Here is a 16,414-nt window from a genome sequence, read left to right on the forward strand (position 1 = left end):
TGGCAACCGAGACTAACTCTTCCAGAATGTCAATTGACGGGATTCTTGCCTGCCCGCGAGCAGGTTGCAAGCTCCCATCTTCACGTCGCCAAATGAACCTATATCCGTTTTCGCTTGAGCCATCATCATAAACATACAAACACCATTGGAAACAAAGATTCCACCTACCATCCCCATAATTGGTGCAGGTTTCATTGATTACCTGAACTCGGGTCGGCATATTCAGACCTCCTTAGGCATGTGTCACATGTGACTGATATGTCACATCGTATCCACTAGGTCCCCGCCTGTCAAGCTGGATTGATCTTGTGAATCTCTGGAAAATCCTGATCTTCAGAGCATATGAAAGAAGGATGGACATTGAACAACATCCCGTCGGAGGCCGATCCCCAAGAACCTGGACTACCCGGCAGGCGGCGGAACTTCAGAAATTTCAGCAACAAAAAGCGGGGGCGGGTGGCGGAACTTCACTTTTTCTTTTATTAGAGTTCTGTCTGGACACCCCGTTTCTCGTTCCCCGCCGCCCCCATTAAAAACCGCTTATCGTTCTCAACACCCCCGGGGTCTGGAACGGGAAAGTGCTTAAGAGGAACCTCCTTCGGAGGCCCCTCCAAGTCTGTTTCCTTCGGAAACATTCACTCTTTCTTCTCATGTCAAAGTTTCCGGAAGGAAGCTTTACTGTCGCCCTGAAGGGGTGACACAATAACGTTACCCAGACCCCAGTGTTGTTCCCTGCTTACCGTTGGCCGTTCATCGTTGGCCGTTCGACGCGAACCCGCTAACGCGGAACCGCTACCCCCTCTGGGTTCTGCGCTTGCGCGCAGAACCCCTAAATGGAGTGGAAAATCGGCCCCACCAGACACCACTTGAATTTTTCTAAAGGTTAATTGACCTGTTTAATGGGCTTCTACGAGAGGTGGTGCTCCACTAACCTTTCGGCTGTTAAGAAGTGGATCACCTCGGAACGCTATCCATAGGAGAAGTTGAGAGGTTGAAGATCGAATCTGACCAGGCGGGTGGGGCCGAATTTTTCTTTCATTTTTTGCAGGAACCGTTCAATTGGTCGAGCGAGGAAGGCTGCGGACCGGTTTTTTGCCCAAACCTTCAAAACTCCTCGTCCTATGCGGGCAACAACCGGGCCATTGGTTCTTTCGGGTTTTTTCTTGCGCATGCGAAATGTGCCTACCCGGACGTCATAGGCGCACCGGCCTTCCTTTCTTTTTCGATTGATCAGGTTTTTCAATTGGTCTCGGTAATAAGATCGGAAACCAACGGAAAGTGTCCGGGCCATCAACCATGGGATTTCATTGAGGCACACATAATATTTCCCGCGCAATATGTCCCTAATGAAATGGGTGAAGAAGCGTTTTTCTGGGGAATCCGGCATACTGTTAAGAATATTACTTATCCTGAACTGCTTTTCGAGTTCATCCTCTGTCAACTGCCTGTCGAAATCACCCTGCATGATCTGAACCACCATTTGCATCTTCATCATTTTCACCATATTCACTGCCTTGGCGAAATTGGAATCCGTACTGGCGAAAAATTGGTGAAGCATGTCGATGCGGAAACCGGTGGTGTCGTATTTGGAAATGATGGCGCGGTGGCGACCGAAATTCATAGCCGACTCGTGGCATACCTTGAGCAGGGATTCGTAAATATATTTGTATGTGGCATCGACGTCAGCGTCTGGATAACAATTCAAGGCAAGTCGAAGGTCAGCCATATAGTTGACCTTGGGGTTCGAAAATAATTTTGCATACCCTCTTTTCTTCAGTTCCTTCTTTTTTGCGCGGTTCATTTCAACCCTCCTTGTACTTTCGGATATTGTTCACCTCTCAATAATATATAGGGTGATTCCGGTGGGGATATATACGAACTCATGAATTTAGCCTGATGGGCAAAAAGCGACACAGATGTCGCATTCCCGGAATGAAGTGAATAGTGACTAACCGCAGAGATGAACCGCAGAAGAGAACGCCTGGTCACCACAACTGGGCGAGGTGTTAATCTGCGGGTTCAGCCCGGAGGAAGAAACCGCACATGGTGGGTCACAACTTAGGAGGGATTAAGCTATCTCCCCAAATCGGTATAAGTTGCGATCACATTGAGCTATGAATTGGGCGGCATTTTTTTCAACGGTATTACTCATCCAAGCCTCTTCAGTGATTTGGAACAGAAGATAGAGGCGATGACAGCATCGGGTCACGGCTGTATTTAGAATCATGGCTTCTTCAACCATGTTTTTTGGGGAAGCCAACCTCCCATACTTTCTGAAAAGATCGTTCGGCGAACCCAAAATGAACACCACTTTGAATTCTCTACCTTTGGCACGGTGTATGGTCATTAGGTTCAGAAATTGATCCTTCGGAAAATCAATATCAAAGCGAACCTGGGAGATGTAGGAAGGGTCATTCAGGCGGGCCACGAAATCTTCGAAACCGTTTGAACGCCTTGAAATGTCCTGGAGGATTAGGAAGTTGGGATCATTGGGTTGGACCCTCTTAGTCTTAGGTTGCTCACAATAGAAGGTTACGATCTCCGTTAACATGGAGGGCGGTTTTATATCCGCCTTCTTCAGGCGCTCAATGAGGGCGATTAGTTTGGATGTCAGACTTCGGATGCTTTTTTGGGGGTGATTTTTAAGAACCTTGTATTGGTATTTTCCTTTACCAAGATCACCAAGAATCCGAGCAGTTTTCTGCTTACCGATCCCATAGAGAGGTGAAAGAACCAACTTCCATTGATTCTTTCTGGCAGTTCCGTAGCAAATATAATTCAGGGCTGTAACAAATTCTGAAAGATGGGACTTTATCTGATCAACACCCGCTATCTGATAAGGGATTTTGCGCTTCACAAGTTCACGGACTAAGCCGTTAGCATCTTGATTAAAACGGTACAGAACACAGATGTCGTTAAGATTAATCCCCTTCACGCCATGGAGCCTTCCCACCTCTTGGAGAAGAAATTTGATGATCAAGTCTGGGTATTGATGGATAACTACTTTTGGGAGTTGGTCTCCTCCTATCTTGGCTATAGGTCGAATGGCATCATTGTCAATTTGCGTCCTAATATTGTGGCTAATGTTCAAAATCGGTTCAGGAAGTCTATGGTTAATTGGCAAATGATAGGCTTTACATGCTGGTAAGGCTTCAAGTTGTCTGAAACGCCTTATGGATGCCCCGCTCCATGCAAATATGGTCTGGTAGGGATCCCCGGCACCAACGAAATGTAAACCGGTTCTGATCAAAACCTCAAAGATTTTCCATTGAGTGTCCGTGACATCTTGAAACTCGTCGCAAATGATGAGTGGATACCTTTTCACCATAATATTTGCCATGTCAGGCTTACTAACAAGGCGAAAAAATAGGTAAGGAATGTCGTCAAAATCAACGACACCTTGGCGTTTCTTGACTCGTTTGCATTTGTTGATAATGTCAATAGCCACACGTGCGTCCTCGGCTTTTTTGAAACGGTTTTGGGCAAGTCTGGTCAGGGATTTTGATTGAAGAAGATGCTCTCGGTAGAGCGTGAAAACAGAGTTCAATTTCTTCCTGGAATGACCGTATTTCTTGAATAGGTGCCTGACGACAACGCTTGTAACCCCGGGCCGCAAATAGATACCGTTGGAATAACCAACATTTTGTTTATATTGTTTTATAGTGCGGAATGCCAAGCTGTGGAAGGTGCTCACCGAGACGCTCGCCGTGTGGCCCGTTGCGGTGTCGCATGTGAGAAGTCTGTCTCGAATTTCGTCTGCTGCTGAATTTGTATAGGCGATCAAGGTGATATTCGAATGTAGCTTAAGCCTGCATAGGGCAAGTTGGATAATGCACTCGGTTTTTCCAGTGCCACCGCTGCCGTGAAGAGCGATAAGAGTATCATGACTGCGAATAAAGGCTTTCTGGTGTAAATCCAATTCCATAACAATCACTTCCATTCCACTCGGATATTTTCAGGGAAAACTGGCCTGGGCTTTATGATAGGAGATTTTTCAGGAGCCTTAGACCATCTATAAGCACGCAGAGCTTCAGTTATAGGGGTGTTTAAACCCTTGGAGTGACGAATAAATCGTGTGTAGTGGCCTTTGATACTTCGCTGCTTCAGGAACTCTTTGAAGCCTGAAAGGCTGGGATAACAATACTCATCCTCCATAATGCCCCTTCTGCGTAACAAAACGGCATCGGGTTCAACGAAACCGAAATACTCAGGCACCAGGAAAGAAAAATCATGCGTAGCAAGACCGGGGAGGTCATATGGGAAATCAGGGTTTTCCTTACCCCTACCGGTGGTGCTCAACTGGATTTCAAAACGAGTGATATTGGTCTTCTTAAGCGCTTCAACAGTGGCGGGGCATAGGGTATCCCGTTTTTCCTTAAGGAGTTGCCGGCTTTTGTCATAGGCTTTGAGCATGACATCGGAGTTGGAGGAATGGAAATGGTAGGTGCCATCGCCTATAAGGCGGGGACCTCGACTCTTCCGGGATACCACAGATTCTGCAAGAGGCTTGAGGTAATTGTCAGCGCTATAGAGGTCAGTGGCAACATGGAACTCAGATAATTCCCACCCGCAGTTCAACTTCGCAGTGAGCACGTTAAGGGCGAAAACGACTTCCTCATAAGATAGAGGACTTTCAAAGGAACTATAGAAAACCAGGGCGACGGTGGGTAGATACCTTGCTCCTTCTATTCTACCCTTGAATAAGTGGAGGTGGTTTCCGGTCTTGAAGTGCTGATAACGAAAGCATACTTCATAGGTCTGACTCTCCTTGGTTTTCTTCCAGTGGGTGTATTTGTAAGACTTCCCTTTCCCGGTAAGAGGCAGCAGAGGTAAAGACTTATAACCTGGGAGGGAACTATTGCTGAAATCCAATCTCATTTTGGTGTCGGAAGAGAGGTGAACCTCATCAATACTGACATGGATAGTGCTTATCTTGTAGTTCATTTACGCTGCCTTTCTTCGGCACAAACGGGTACATATATTTTTTGTAATAAATACAATATAGTATAATAAAGTAGAGTGTCACGAAGCGTCATAGCTTTTTCCTATATTGGCCTTTTTTTTGAGAACCGTGTCGATGAACTGCCGACTCATTTTTCCGGCTGCTCGACCCGCTCTGCTCTTATTGCCCTCAAATTTTTCCAAGAGATAATCAACATATTTGATTTGAAGTTGGTCCCATGTCAGATCGTCGAAAAAATGCTTTAAAGATTTCATTTCATTATCTGTCATGCGCAGACCTTCAATATCTTTGGCTTTGATCTTTCTCCGCCCGTCGAGTTCCGCCTTTCGAATAGCTCTATATAAAACATTGCTCATCTGGCGAAAATTGCCAGGCCAATCATAATCTTGAAGTTTACTCACTGCCTGCTTAGAGCAGCTAAACTCATCGTCATTAAATCCAATTTTTTTGGATAAATTCTTCACCTCAACATCGGCGATCATAGGAACCGAATCAATCATACTTCTTAATGGCGGCAATTCGACTATCTGTTTGAACCTAAAAAAGAAATCCTGCCTTCCTTCCCATCGAAAATCACCTTCTATGCCTTCGTTATTAGCAGAACATATTACCTTGGCGCGATATTTATAAACCTCTTCGCTTCCGAGAACCTGAATTTCTTTCTGTTCGATAGCCCTAAGTAGTTTCGCCTGGGAATCAAAACCAATTGAATTAACCTCATCTAAAAATACAGTTCCCGATAAAGGAACTAATTCTTCATGTGATGGATTATTTGTTGGTTTTCCATCTATTGGCTTGAAAGAAAATGAATCCTTTCCTGTTACCTGATAACCATATAGTGATTCACGACCGCAAGATTTTAGCAAAACACCTAAGCGTGATTTTGCCACACCAGTATGAGCACCGCCTTTGACTCCAAATATTTCTGATTCGAAAAGTGTGTCTGGATAACCTGCCACATTCCTAACAACAAAATTATTGCATTCTCTTGGACTGAACACATGCATCATCTGTGCAATTATTTCTTTACCTGTTCCAGTTTCTCCAACTACCAAGCACGGCTCATCATCCCTTGCATACAGTATAGCGAGGCAAAAGTTGTGAATCAGTAAGGGGTTATTGCCGAAAATTTTGAGTCCAACATCCTGAAATTGTTTAATCTTAGATTCTACCGCCCCCAAAAATGGCCCCCAAAAGTATTTCTCGTACACCCGCACCTGTCTGTCGCCCAAAGTTTTCTTAATTCTTGATACTTTTTCATAACGCATCATGTGTTTTCTGTAGGTCAGAATAAAATCATAGTAGTTATCAGTTAGAATAAAAACGGCAGCCATTTGGCCAGCCATTTTTCTGTAATTCGTATCTCCCACACCACCCACAATTTCATACCTCTTTATCTGTCTTTCAAGCCATTTGAGAGCCTTCTTTGAATAGACACTTTTCTCAACATCATCACCATTTTCAATGAGTAGCATCAATATATCAAGATAGACTTTTCCGGCATGGTCCAAGTCCAAATATCTATACTCCTTCGGAAAAATTGTGAAATCATCATCCGGAAAGTGCATCGTTTCGTAATTTGTTTCCAGGTCGGACAGGAAAGCGATCAACGCAGATTTGTTGGGTTTACTCTGGGTATTTGGCTTGCCTGTGGTGGCGAGGCCCAGAAGTTTCGTGGCTGTATTCATATCATCGGCTTTGAGTACGCTCGGTCTTGCTTTCTCCCCCATAACTCACCCTCCTTCGTTTTATATTAATGCGTTATTTCATGCGCTGATAATACATAAAAATATGCACTATTGTCAATAAATAAGACACAAAAAAATCAAATAAAGAATAAAATCAAATAGTTAAAATAATGGCACGGGCTATGCTTTGAATAAGAGCGTTCGCGAACAGAAGGCCGGCCGTTAGAAGAACCGCCATCGAAGGTAGGTGGCATATCAAGACAGGAGTAAAGGAACTGTTGCATTTACCATCAATGGCAAAACGCCAACAACAAGACATTTTATGGACACAGGGAGGTAGGAAATGAGTAACAAACACAAAGAGGCAAGAGTTTCAAAGGCGGACATTTTGCGGCTTGTGGAAATGATCAACAAGCAACACGATAGAACCGAGAGATTAGTCGCCCGATCAACAAAGTATGCAATCCAAGCAGGGCGGCTTCTGAACAAGTTGAAGGCCATGGTCAAGTCTTCGGGCGAACGCTGGACCGATTTTTTTAAGGCGCAGTTTCCACACATCAACATCAGGACGGGTCAACGCTATATGAAGTTGGCAACATACTTGAGCAAGGAGGAGGCTGAACAGTTCGAATGTCTCACCCAGAATCAGTTGGAGAAACTGATCAATCTTGCGAATAAGGAACCTGTTTCAGTCACCGATTTTCTTTTTTCCCATGACATTGAACCTCCGGAAGACACTGAGGATCAAGAGGTGGCCGCTGAGTTCCGGAGGGAAGCGGCAATGCTCATCAAGAGCCTGCGTCCCAAGAAAGCCACTACCAACCCAGCGGGAGGCGGCAATGGTGGCGATGATGATCCTCCCGATGATGATCCTCCATCGGATGACGACGACCTCGACGAGGACGACGAGGACGACGGGGACGAGGAGGACGACGGGGACGACGGGGACGAGGAGGACGACGGGGACGAGGAGGACGAGGAGGACCCCGACGACGAGGACGAGGATGAAGAGGACTCGGACGAGGAGACAGACCTTCCTACTAGGCCGCTAGACATGATTGGCAGGCTCAACGAGGATGGGCGTGCGTTTCTCAAGGTCGCCGACCATGTGTGCAGCCATCAAAAAAGGATCAAGCACTCGAAGATCACCCGGAGCCGAATCAGGGAAATGGATGAGCTTATCGAGGAACTCACGGGTAAACTCAAGGCCCTGAAGAGGTTGCGCGCTCTTCTTAACAACTAATCGTGAGGCATCTGCGCCCCTGCCTCAACCAGGCAGGGGCGCATTGTTGACAACGAATTTTCGCCGAGAACGGGTTGAAACCATGTCGGGACGTAGCCCTAAAAAGCAAGCGGAAGGAGGCGTGCTTGCCAAGCGCATGCTCAACTTTGAGGAGCTTGCGCACTACATCGGCCTGCGCCCGCAGACCATCCGGAACAAGTATTACGCAGGCAAGTTCCCCATCCCGGCAAAGAAGATTTTTTCCAAGGTCTTGTGGGACATTAAGGATGTGGACCGGTATCTTGACCGGCTGCCGAAGATAGAAGGTTGACAGGGAGAGCTGGAAAACTGTACGTCTCATTCAGAAAGGAGGTGATGCGCGGTTTTCCTGCTCTTGCTCCAACCACGAAAGGAGCGAGAAAAATATGGGAGTTTTTCAGCGGTATATAAAGAAGGACGTGAACGGGAACCCGGTTCTCGATGCAAAGGGCAAGCCTCAGCGGGAAGGCCCCTGGTTCATTCAGTACCCACATAGTCGCGACCCGAAAACGGGCAAGGTGAAGTACCGGACGGAAAAGGCATCCCACTTCAAGAAAAAGGCGATGCAGATGTTCCGTGAGAAGTCGGACGCCTTCCTGGAAGCGGACCGCTACGGTATTCAACCCCAGAAGGACATGACCTTTTCTGAACTCATAGACTGGGGTCTGAGCCAGGAGGTCATGAAGGCGAAGGTCTCGGCCCCCGACGATACCAGGAATGCAGAGTTGCTAAAGGCGGAATTTGGGGAGTTGCTCGCGGCTCAGGTCACGCCACTGATGGTGGACAATTTCCGCATCAAGATGACGCGGACCGTCAGCGAGAAGACCAAAAAGCCTTACTCCGGAACCACGGTGAACAAGTTGGTGACCCTTGGGCGGCGAATCTATTATCTGGCCATGGACGGCGGGCTGGTTACTACCAATCCCTTCGCCAGGCGCGGCGCTTTCAAGGAAGAACCCATCGGGCAATACGTCACCGATCAGGAGTTCCGAGATTTATTGGAGCACCTGCCCGAACACATCCGGCCGGTGGTGATCGTGGCTTACTACACAGGCATGCGGCGTGGAGAGATTCTTCGCTTGACCTGGGATCGGGTGGACTTGTTCAAGGGCGTCATCGACCTGACCGCCAAGGACACCAAGACCAAAGAGGCCCGGCACATCTACTTGAACGCGATTCCGGAGTTGAAAGAGGTGTTCGTGGAGGCGGCCAGGCGCCGCACCAAGAAGCGTAAAGAGGTCTTCCTTCGTCCCGAGGGCGACCCGGTGCCGAACCGGTATCTCGAACGGTACATGGAACGCGCTTGTAAGAAGGCCGAGGTGGGTCCCTTTCGGTTCCATGATCTGCGCCATACCTTCAACACAAACATGGTGAAGGCGGGCGTGCCCCAGGCGGACGTGATGAAGCTGACGGGTCACAAGACCCTGGCCATGTTCCTGCGGTACCATCATCTGGACCGGGAGCAGGGCGAGGCGGCCATGGAAAAATTGCAGCAGCACCTGGCCGGTGGAGACAAGGCGGATGGGTCCGGGGGAGAAAACGAAAAACGGGCAAGGTGATGGTAGTCACCTTACCCGCTCAGTCCGTACCCAGGAAGTGAGGATGGCGTCTACTTCCTATCTACTTCCTGGAAAGGGTCACTTTTTGTAACCCATTGAAATCTTTGGCGTCCCCAAGGGGATTTGAACCCCTGTCGCCGGCGTGAAAGGACGTGAAGTGTTTTTAGGGATTTCTCAAAAAATCAATCATTTATAATGTTTTCAGTGGGTTGTGTGAATGGATATTTACGGGGATTTACCCTGAAAAACATAGAAAACCAGAATATGTTGACCCAAATCCCCGCAGTTTTTCCCGCAGTGAATTGGAACCGGCTTTTGATGATCAATGACCGCACTCACCTCACACATCTGCCCTTATCGGGTTATGAATTACGCTGCCTCTTTGGTTTTGAATTCATCGGGCTTCTCACGTTTAGGCAGTCCGTCCAAGAAGGCATTGGTGGGAGTGTCATGCCTTTCACCTCCTGCCCTTGATCCGCGAGTGCTCATCCAGAAGCCCATTGGAGACGATCCACACTGCTCTAATGCCTGCGTACACGTGGGTATTCGTCGTGCCTTCCGGTTCGCTACCATGGCCCGCATGTTTTTACAACGAGCCCTCCTTCTATTTGGATGAGGTGCTACATGTCTAACCCCTGGGCTCTCCGCTTTCTCTTATACTCAGCTGCTTTTCCAGATGCGATCCTTTTATCTCCATGATACTTATTTCGACATTTGTTGGAACAAAACTTGTGATTTCCCTTTTGCTTATATAAGTGGTATTTATTACATGAGCTGCAAATACCTATAAGCTCTTTGTGGCGCTTAATGCGAAAAAATTCAATTACCAAATATATGATAATATCATCGAATGTTGAGTCTTCTCCAATTGCAGAATAGTAAAAATAATTGTCTTCATCATCTATATACATCCATTTATTACCTATGGCATTATACATATCCATATAATGCATAAACTTTTTGCTATCTGATAGCTGTCTGCAAGAAATTACATGACCAAATATGTCAACTAAATCACTGTAACAATCACTTATAATTCTTTTTTTTAGTCCAACCCGGATCAAGGGCTTAATCGGCAAATCTAAATCGTCAATTGCCTTATCCACCAATTCTTTTGCCCCAATAGTCACCTTTTCACTATTCAAAAAACCAATCAATACTACACCACACTTGTAAGCCTTCCTTTCCTGTTCCGCCTTGGTTCTTGCAAATTCCATGAATTATCTCCTGCTGGTGGGCTGTGGGCAAACGCAAATGCAGTATCAACGCAGTTTTGCGTTATCCATAACTATCCGTTTTTACTATAATTTCATTGATAGCGGCTCATTAAACCCTTATCATGGCCGTTGAGCAGGCGAATTATACATGGAGATCAAGGTGTGAACAAGCCTTCAGCCTGGCGGCCAGCCGCGCAAATCCATAGACGCGGAGGGCATTGCCCGAAGCAAAGAACTAATGGAGCCTGCAAAGGCTCAATTTGAGGCCCTTGTTGAATTTGTGCACACCAAGGAAGAGTTTACCGAAGAGGATACCGAAAATTGGTTCGCGCAAAGGGATGTCTTCGAGAGGGCCTATGCCAAATGGCTCGTCCACATGGCGATAAAAGGCATCCTAAAGAGCAAGAAAGGAGAGAAAAGACAATGAAAACAAGATATTGCTCCCTGCTATATGCCCCGGTGCTTAACGAATCCGATGTTAACGCCGTCAGGTATTGTCGAACGTGCATGATCAACCCCTTTACGCCGTTCCAGCGCAATGAGCCTGCCCCCATTGCCAGCTTGGCCGATAAGGAGATGGTGTTATCAGACTCCACCGGCTATCAGGCGCTCCGGGCGTTCCCAACAGCAAAGCGCGTGGTCCTGACCATGACTGCCAGGCCAGATAGGCACTCGACGGACGAGGTGCTTTTCCTGAATCCGTTCCACAACTGCATGGATAACGCCCGTACCGGAGCAACCACGGCCTTCCTCATCGATTATCCGACCTTTGGGGAGGATTCTGAGGAGGTGTACAAGTGGAAATTACGGATGTCCCAAAAGGCCAGGGACTTGACCCTGCCTCTCGCCGCCAAGTTATGTCCTGAAACGGAATTGGCCATCGCGCTTCAACCACGGCACATGGGGGAATTGGAGGAATATTACGAAGAAATAGCCACCCCTGAGGTCCGGACATACGGGTTCCCCCTGCGCGGCAGCCATCCGCTGAACATTGCCTACGCTTTGTCGTTCCTGCATCATCGCGGAATACTCAAGGTCCACATGCTGGGCTCCTCGGCGCCCCACAGGATCATGGTGCTCGCGGCAGCGGCTGGGCTGGGCATGTTCGACCGGATCACCTTCGACAGTCTCACTTGGCAAGGCCATTATGCGGGTAAACGGCAGTTTTTCGATCACGAGACCCTGCGCGCCATGCCCAGAAGGGACAACAAGGCCGGACGCATCGACGAAGATGGTCTGATAAGGCTCCTCCTGGACGAACATGGCGGGGATTTCAATCTCTTTCTCGGCGGATTGCAGCTACCGGATGACGCCACGGTCAAAGAGTGGATCGGAATCTATAACATCCGCGTGTTCCAGTATTTTACGGACAGGATGGCCGGTTTGGCCCGCCGTGGGGAACTTGTGGACTTCGTGAAGGACTCATGGTTGCCTCCTAAGCGGAAAAATGCGGTCCTAAACGCCATTGAGATGCTCCATCGTAGCGCCAAGGACGGCCATGATGCAGCTGTGGCCTTCTATGCGAAAAACGCGCCTCAGGACGCCTCACAGGCTTCTTAACCCACTCCTCCCCGTCTATCGACGCAGGGCCGGTGTCCTGGACAACAGGCGCCGGCCCTTCCCACACAATTGAGCATGAACCGATTGTCAGGCGAGTGACTGGCTCTGTTGGCGAAGGGGCATGGGGCTGTGACTTTGGTGTTGCCGGACGTCCTGGTGTTCGTGCCGAGATCGTGGGGTGCCTCAGGACTGTCAACGAGGGTTTCTAATGAGCTGGAGTGTCGCTTTATTAAATATTGTAAATGGTTATATGTGATTCATTATGAATACCTATATATTATTGATGAATCAAAATGATGTGGGTCCGTGAAATGATGTATACGGCAAATAGTTATATCAATAACATAAATCACATTAAATCATTCGAACGCAAGTTCATACCTATTATACATAATAATCACTGCTATAAACTACGAATTACAACAACTTCCAAAGGAGTTAAAAATGAAAGTCAAAACCAAGATAGATAAAGTGGTACTAACAGCTAAGAACCACTATGAAGAGTTTCTCCCATATGATCAAATTCCTGGTTACAAAGTGGTTGAGAACTTCTTTTCAACTACAGACATCCCGGATGAAGACGACTCGCGCATGAAATACATGGCCATAGTCAGGTACATCCATGAAGGTAAAGGGTCGTTCATGGTTGCCTACTTCCAAAGGAAAACCAAGTGGGCGTCACCACTGTACCTCATTTTCTGGCCTGACTACTTCCATGAGATACCAATTGTTGCGGTAAAAAGGGTTCAAGACTTTCTATGGAGAAAATGTCGGTACGAAATGAGGGTCAGTATGGTGGACGTGGCTACCGACCTGATATTTGATCGAGACTTCGATGCGTACTCCAAGATCATCAGGACCTTCAAGCCTGGTCGTAAACGAAAGCCTGATCGGGAGTGGGATACCAGCGTGTGTTTCGGGAAGCCCTCAACCCCGGTCAGACTTATTGTGTACGACAAAACCGAGCAGCTTTTAGCCAAGCACAATGTTGAGATTCCAGAACAGGTGGTCCGAGTGGAGGCACGCTTCAGAATGTCCAAGTGCAACAATTTCATCCAGACAGTGGATGACCTGGCCTCCCACAATTGGGGTTGGCTGTACCCCAAGTATTTCTCTTTCCACGTAAAGAAACCAGCCTTAACGGAGACACTGCTCGATATGGGGGTGGAACCGAAACAGCCAATTTGGAAACTACGGGATTTGATGACGGGGGCGGGAAAGACGCCATCCAACTTCTACAGAGATTGCCTTGTGGAACATCCGAAAGCAGATCTTGTTCGTAATTCCCTTTCTGGATACCGGTGGGGGAGGAGTGTCCAATGAAAATGACCAAAGAACAAATGGCCGTGGTGGAGTCGGATGCTGCCATGAGAATGCTCAACTGTGGTTCGGGGTGTGGGAAAACCGCTGTGCTGGGGTCGTGTGCCCTCAAGGAACAGGATCGTTTGGGAGGTAATGGGCGCGTGGTGGTCTTCAGCCTGACCAATTATGCGGCAGACAAAATCTATAAAACCATCCAAAGCCATGCCCGGGACAGGGAACTGCTAAGGCAAATCGGAGTACGCACGCCTGACCCAGGGATTGAATGCAGTACAATCCATGGTTTCTGTCTTAGGAGAAGGAGGATTTCTAAACATGGGGTAGTTGAAAAGGATGCTGCCGAACAAGACCTGCTCTTGGAAATTCTTCAATCGAAAGGGTTGGTCGATGAACACTCCATGAAGACCATTCTGAAAATGTACCGGTGCAGACAGATACCACCAGCCGAATCCTTAACGGATTTCTATGATCTTGTACCAAGGGATGAAGTTAAGGGAATACTGGCCGAGATGAATCGTCTTAAAAAGGAGCAGGGCCTTGTAACCTTCAACGACATTCTGGTTCGATTTCTAAAAATGTTGGACAAACCACATTTCCTAAAACGCATTCAAAGGGAATGTCCGGTTCTGATAGTGGATGAATTTCAGGACCTAAACACGGTGGCCTGGCGTATCCTTAAGAAGTTGGCGAGCACAAGCGCATGCGCCCGTATCATCGTCGCCGGTGATGACGCCCAAACCGCCTTTGCCTACGCGGACGCTTCCTTCAAACGATTCAAGCAGTTCAGGCAGGCATTCTCTGATCACCAGGAATTTCGGCTAACCATCAATCAACGATCCACTCAACAGATACAGGATGTCAGTGATGCGCTAGTAAGGCAGAGTCGATATTCGTCAAGGAAAACCGTTGTTGCAAATAGGATTGGAGATAAACCTGGTTTCTATTGCAACTGTTCGTCTCAAGCGATCCATGAACATATCATAGAAGAAATCCGTGGGTTTGCTGAAGACGGTATCCCTCTCGATCAGATGGCGGTCTTCTATCGTTTTAATGCCGATGCCTTTGGATTCAGAAGATGTCTGTCGAAGAATCATATTCCCTACATGGTGTTCGGGGACAAATCCTCCAGGAAAGGTCCCTTTGTCCGACTGCTTTTGGCCATGGTTCAGATCATAACCAATGACCAACCATCGGGCGCGGCATGGATGGAGGTCCTTCGGAATGTGGAGGGCCTTGGGGAGAAACAGGCAGAGAAGGTTTTTGCCTGGCTAAAGCACAAGCAGTCGAATGATTTTCAATATCCGAGGCAATTAAAATTCACCGCCCCCTTGGAAAGAACCCTTCGCTTCCTGCATGACACGAAAGACAATGTGGGGAGTCCTCTCGACAAATTATTCGCCCTCGTAGATTTCATCAGGTCAATGCCCAAGGTGAACAAAACCGTCAAGGATCACATCCTGCCAACCATGGCCAAGATCGTCCATGACTACGGGCTGAAGGATTTACCAGACAAATTCAACGACCCCTCGTATCCCTTATGCTTCCCTCCCCAAACGAATCCTCCCTATCCCAAAACATACCTCACCCTGTCCACGATCCACAGGATCAAAGGTGGAGAATATGAGGTGGTCTTCTATCTCGGCACCAACGATGAGACTTATGAGGACCACGGGAATTTTTCAACACCGAAGGATCGAGAGTTGGAATTGCAATTGATGAACATTGCGGTGACGCGGGCTCGCACCCATCTCCAAATGTATTTCCCTGTTGATTGGAAGGTTGTGAAGAAAGGTGGGCATGCTTCCAATCCATGGACATTCTTCAATGGTCTTCACAAGGAAATTTTCCAAACACCTGAAGGCCCTAATCACGAGGAGGAGCAATCATGATACCGATTTCTTTTGAACTGGTTGAAGAGATGGACCTTGGCCTGAACGAACATGTTTTCCGGCAACTCAAAAATCTTCAGGATTCGATTGTGAGGGAATGTGGGAAATCAAGTGCGCGTGGAGAGCGTGATGTAAAAGGGGGTATGATCAATTGGTTGTTTTTTGACAGGAGATTTGGTTTAGTAAAACATTTCACATCCATCGACGATTCCTATGGCCCAGTCTCTCCAATTCAACCTGGCGAGACCGTACCCATAAAATTTGTATTGGAAAACGGGGTGCAAATGTTCGCTGATTTTGATGTGCAGGTCTTGATCCCACCACCCAGGATGGGGCCGACATTGGCCAACAAAATGATTTTGATAGGACTGATGAAAAACTGCCTATCCCTGGATCGCCGCATGGAACTCATATTTGGTCCACACCACGATCCGTTGAAGGGAACTGTGTTGGCGGAAGAGACGGAACCGCCCCTTCCGCCGATTTTCGAGCGAATCATCTGATGTCCGTAATCAGGCTCAGGCCACACTCCTAATTTCCTTTATGATCAGAAGCATCTTGCCGACCAGGTCAATGATTTCGTTTTTGAAAATAGACCCTGATGGAAACCGCGTCATTCCGGTCAAAGTGCGGGATTCCTCATCGAAGAATACCTTGTCGTATCCATTGTATGTGTTGATGGTGTTGATGATTTCAAGCGTGCGAGGTGTGATGTCTAATGCGCCAAGGTATTTCATTTGGAGACTGGTGGCGGTGGAATTGATGATGATTTTCAATTCAAATGGTTTCCCACCGTATTCTTGGTGCGCCCTCAACAAGTGATCATGTTCTTCAACCCGGTCTTCAGCCAGACGATAGCCATTTTGCCTCAACCACAATTTCACCGCCAGAACCAAGTTTTCCGTTTTCATGGTATTCCTCCTTTGGTTTGTGTTCAAAATCTTCCAAAAAAAGATA

Annotated in this window: 14 protein-coding genes; 8 read left to right on the plus strand and 6 right to left on the minus strand. The window is 47.6% G+C overall.

The window, feature by feature from the left end:
* Positions 1 to 967 precede the first annotated feature (967 nt).
* The 4 genes from BUE18_RS21725 to BUE18_RS21740 all read right to left on the minus strand — a co-directional run bounded on the left by BUE18_RS21725 (position 968) and on the right by BUE18_RS21740 (position 6,693).
* Positions 968 to 1,801: a hypothetical protein gene (locus BUE18_RS21725; RefSeq protein ID WP_073478281.1), complete on the minus strand. Its 834-nt coding sequence runs from the start codon at positions 1,799 to 1,801 to the stop codon at positions 968 to 970.
* A 267-nt stretch (positions 1,802 to 2,068) separates the two neighbouring features.
* A complete protein-coding gene (locus BUE18_RS21730) occupies positions 2,069 to 3,925 on the minus strand; it encodes a UvrD-helicase domain-containing protein (protein WP_073478282.1) in 1,857 nt (618 codons plus the stop codon).
* 5 nt (positions 3,926 to 3,930) lie between these two features.
* Positions 3,931 to 4,944, minus strand: coding sequence for a hypothetical protein (locus BUE18_RS21735; RefSeq protein ID WP_073478283.1), 1,014 nt, complete (start codon positions 4,942 to 4,944; stop codon positions 3,931 to 3,933).
* A gap of 78 nt (positions 4,945 to 5,022) precedes the next feature.
* Positions 5,023 to 6,693 carry a sigma-54-dependent transcriptional regulator gene (locus BUE18_RS21740; RefSeq protein WP_073478284.1) on the minus strand — a complete coding sequence of 557 codons (1,671 nt, stop codon included), beginning with the start codon at positions 6,691 to 6,693 and terminating at the stop codon, positions 5,023 to 5,025.
* Positions 6,694 to 6,994: 301 nt separating this feature from the next.
* Between BUE18_RS21740 and BUE18_RS28050 the strand changes: the two genes are divergently transcribed.
* From BUE18_RS28050 to BUE18_RS21755, 3 genes are all read left to right on the plus strand, one after another.
* Positions 6,995 to 7,894, plus strand: coding sequence for a hypothetical protein (locus BUE18_RS28050; protein ID WP_170868431.1), 900 nt, complete (start codon positions 6,995 to 6,997; stop codon positions 7,892 to 7,894).
* Between the two features lie 82 nt (positions 7,895 to 7,976).
* A complete protein-coding gene (locus tag BUE18_RS27665) occupies positions 7,977 to 8,204 on the plus strand; it encodes a helix-turn-helix transcriptional regulator (protein WP_139264848.1) in 228 nt (75 codons plus the stop codon).
* Between the two features lie 94 nt (positions 8,205 to 8,298).
* Positions 8,299 to 9,471, plus strand: coding sequence for a tyrosine-type recombinase/integrase (locus BUE18_RS21755; RefSeq protein WP_073478286.1), 1,173 nt, complete (start codon positions 8,299 to 8,301; stop codon positions 9,469 to 9,471).
* 620 nt (positions 9,472 to 10,091) lie between these two features.
* Here the strand turns inward: BUE18_RS21755 and BUE18_RS21760 are convergent.
* Positions 10,092 to 10,688 (minus strand): hypothetical protein, encoded by a 597-nt coding sequence (locus BUE18_RS21760; protein ID WP_073478287.1) that lies wholly within the window; start codon positions 10,686 to 10,688, stop codon positions 10,092 to 10,094.
* A 238-nt stretch (positions 10,689 to 10,926) separates the two neighbouring features.
* Here BUE18_RS21760 and BUE18_RS21765 point away from each other — a divergent pair, with 238 nt between their 5' ends.
* From BUE18_RS21765 to BUE18_RS21785, 5 genes are all read left to right on the plus strand, one after another.
* A complete protein-coding gene (locus BUE18_RS21765; RefSeq protein WP_073478288.1) occupies positions 10,927 to 11,115 on the plus strand; it encodes a hypothetical protein in 189 nt (62 codons plus the stop codon).
* Positions 11,112 to 12,248 carry a hypothetical protein gene (locus BUE18_RS21770; protein ID WP_073478289.1) on the plus strand — a complete coding sequence of 379 codons (1,137 nt, stop codon included), beginning with the start codon at positions 11,112 to 11,114 and terminating at the stop codon, positions 12,246 to 12,248. Before BUE18_RS21765 ends, BUE18_RS21770 begins: the two co-directional genes overlap by 4 nt.
* A gap of 444 nt (positions 12,249 to 12,692) precedes the next feature.
* Complete coding sequence (locus BUE18_RS21775) at positions 12,693 to 13,571, plus strand: hypothetical protein (RefSeq protein WP_073478290.1); 879 nt, start codon at positions 12,693 to 12,695, stop codon at positions 13,569 to 13,571.
* On the plus strand, positions 13,568 to 15,457 hold the full coding sequence (locus BUE18_RS21780) for a UvrD-helicase domain-containing protein (RefSeq protein WP_073478291.1): 1,890 nt from the start codon (positions 13,568 to 13,570) through the stop codon (positions 15,455 to 15,457). Before BUE18_RS21775 ends, BUE18_RS21780 begins: the two co-directional genes overlap by 4 nt.
* Positions 15,454 to 15,960, plus strand: coding sequence for a hypothetical protein (locus tag BUE18_RS21785; RefSeq protein WP_073478292.1), 507 nt, complete (start codon positions 15,454 to 15,456; stop codon positions 15,958 to 15,960). Before BUE18_RS21780 ends, BUE18_RS21785 begins: the two co-directional genes overlap by 4 nt.
* A 15-nt stretch (positions 15,961 to 15,975) precedes the next feature.
* Here BUE18_RS21785 and BUE18_RS21790 read toward each other — a convergent pair whose 3' ends face one another.
* Positions 15,976 to 16,368, minus strand: coding sequence for a hypothetical protein (locus BUE18_RS21790; protein ID WP_073478293.1), 393 nt, complete (start codon positions 16,366 to 16,368; stop codon positions 15,976 to 15,978).
* Positions 16,369 to 16,414: the final 46 nt, after the last annotated feature.

Origin of the sequence: Desulfatibacillum alkenivorans DSM 16219 (assembly GCF_900142135.1) — a bacterium.
GTDB lineage: Bacteria > Desulfobacterota > Desulfobacteria > Desulfobacterales > Desulfatibacillaceae > Desulfatibacillum > Desulfatibacillum alkenivorans.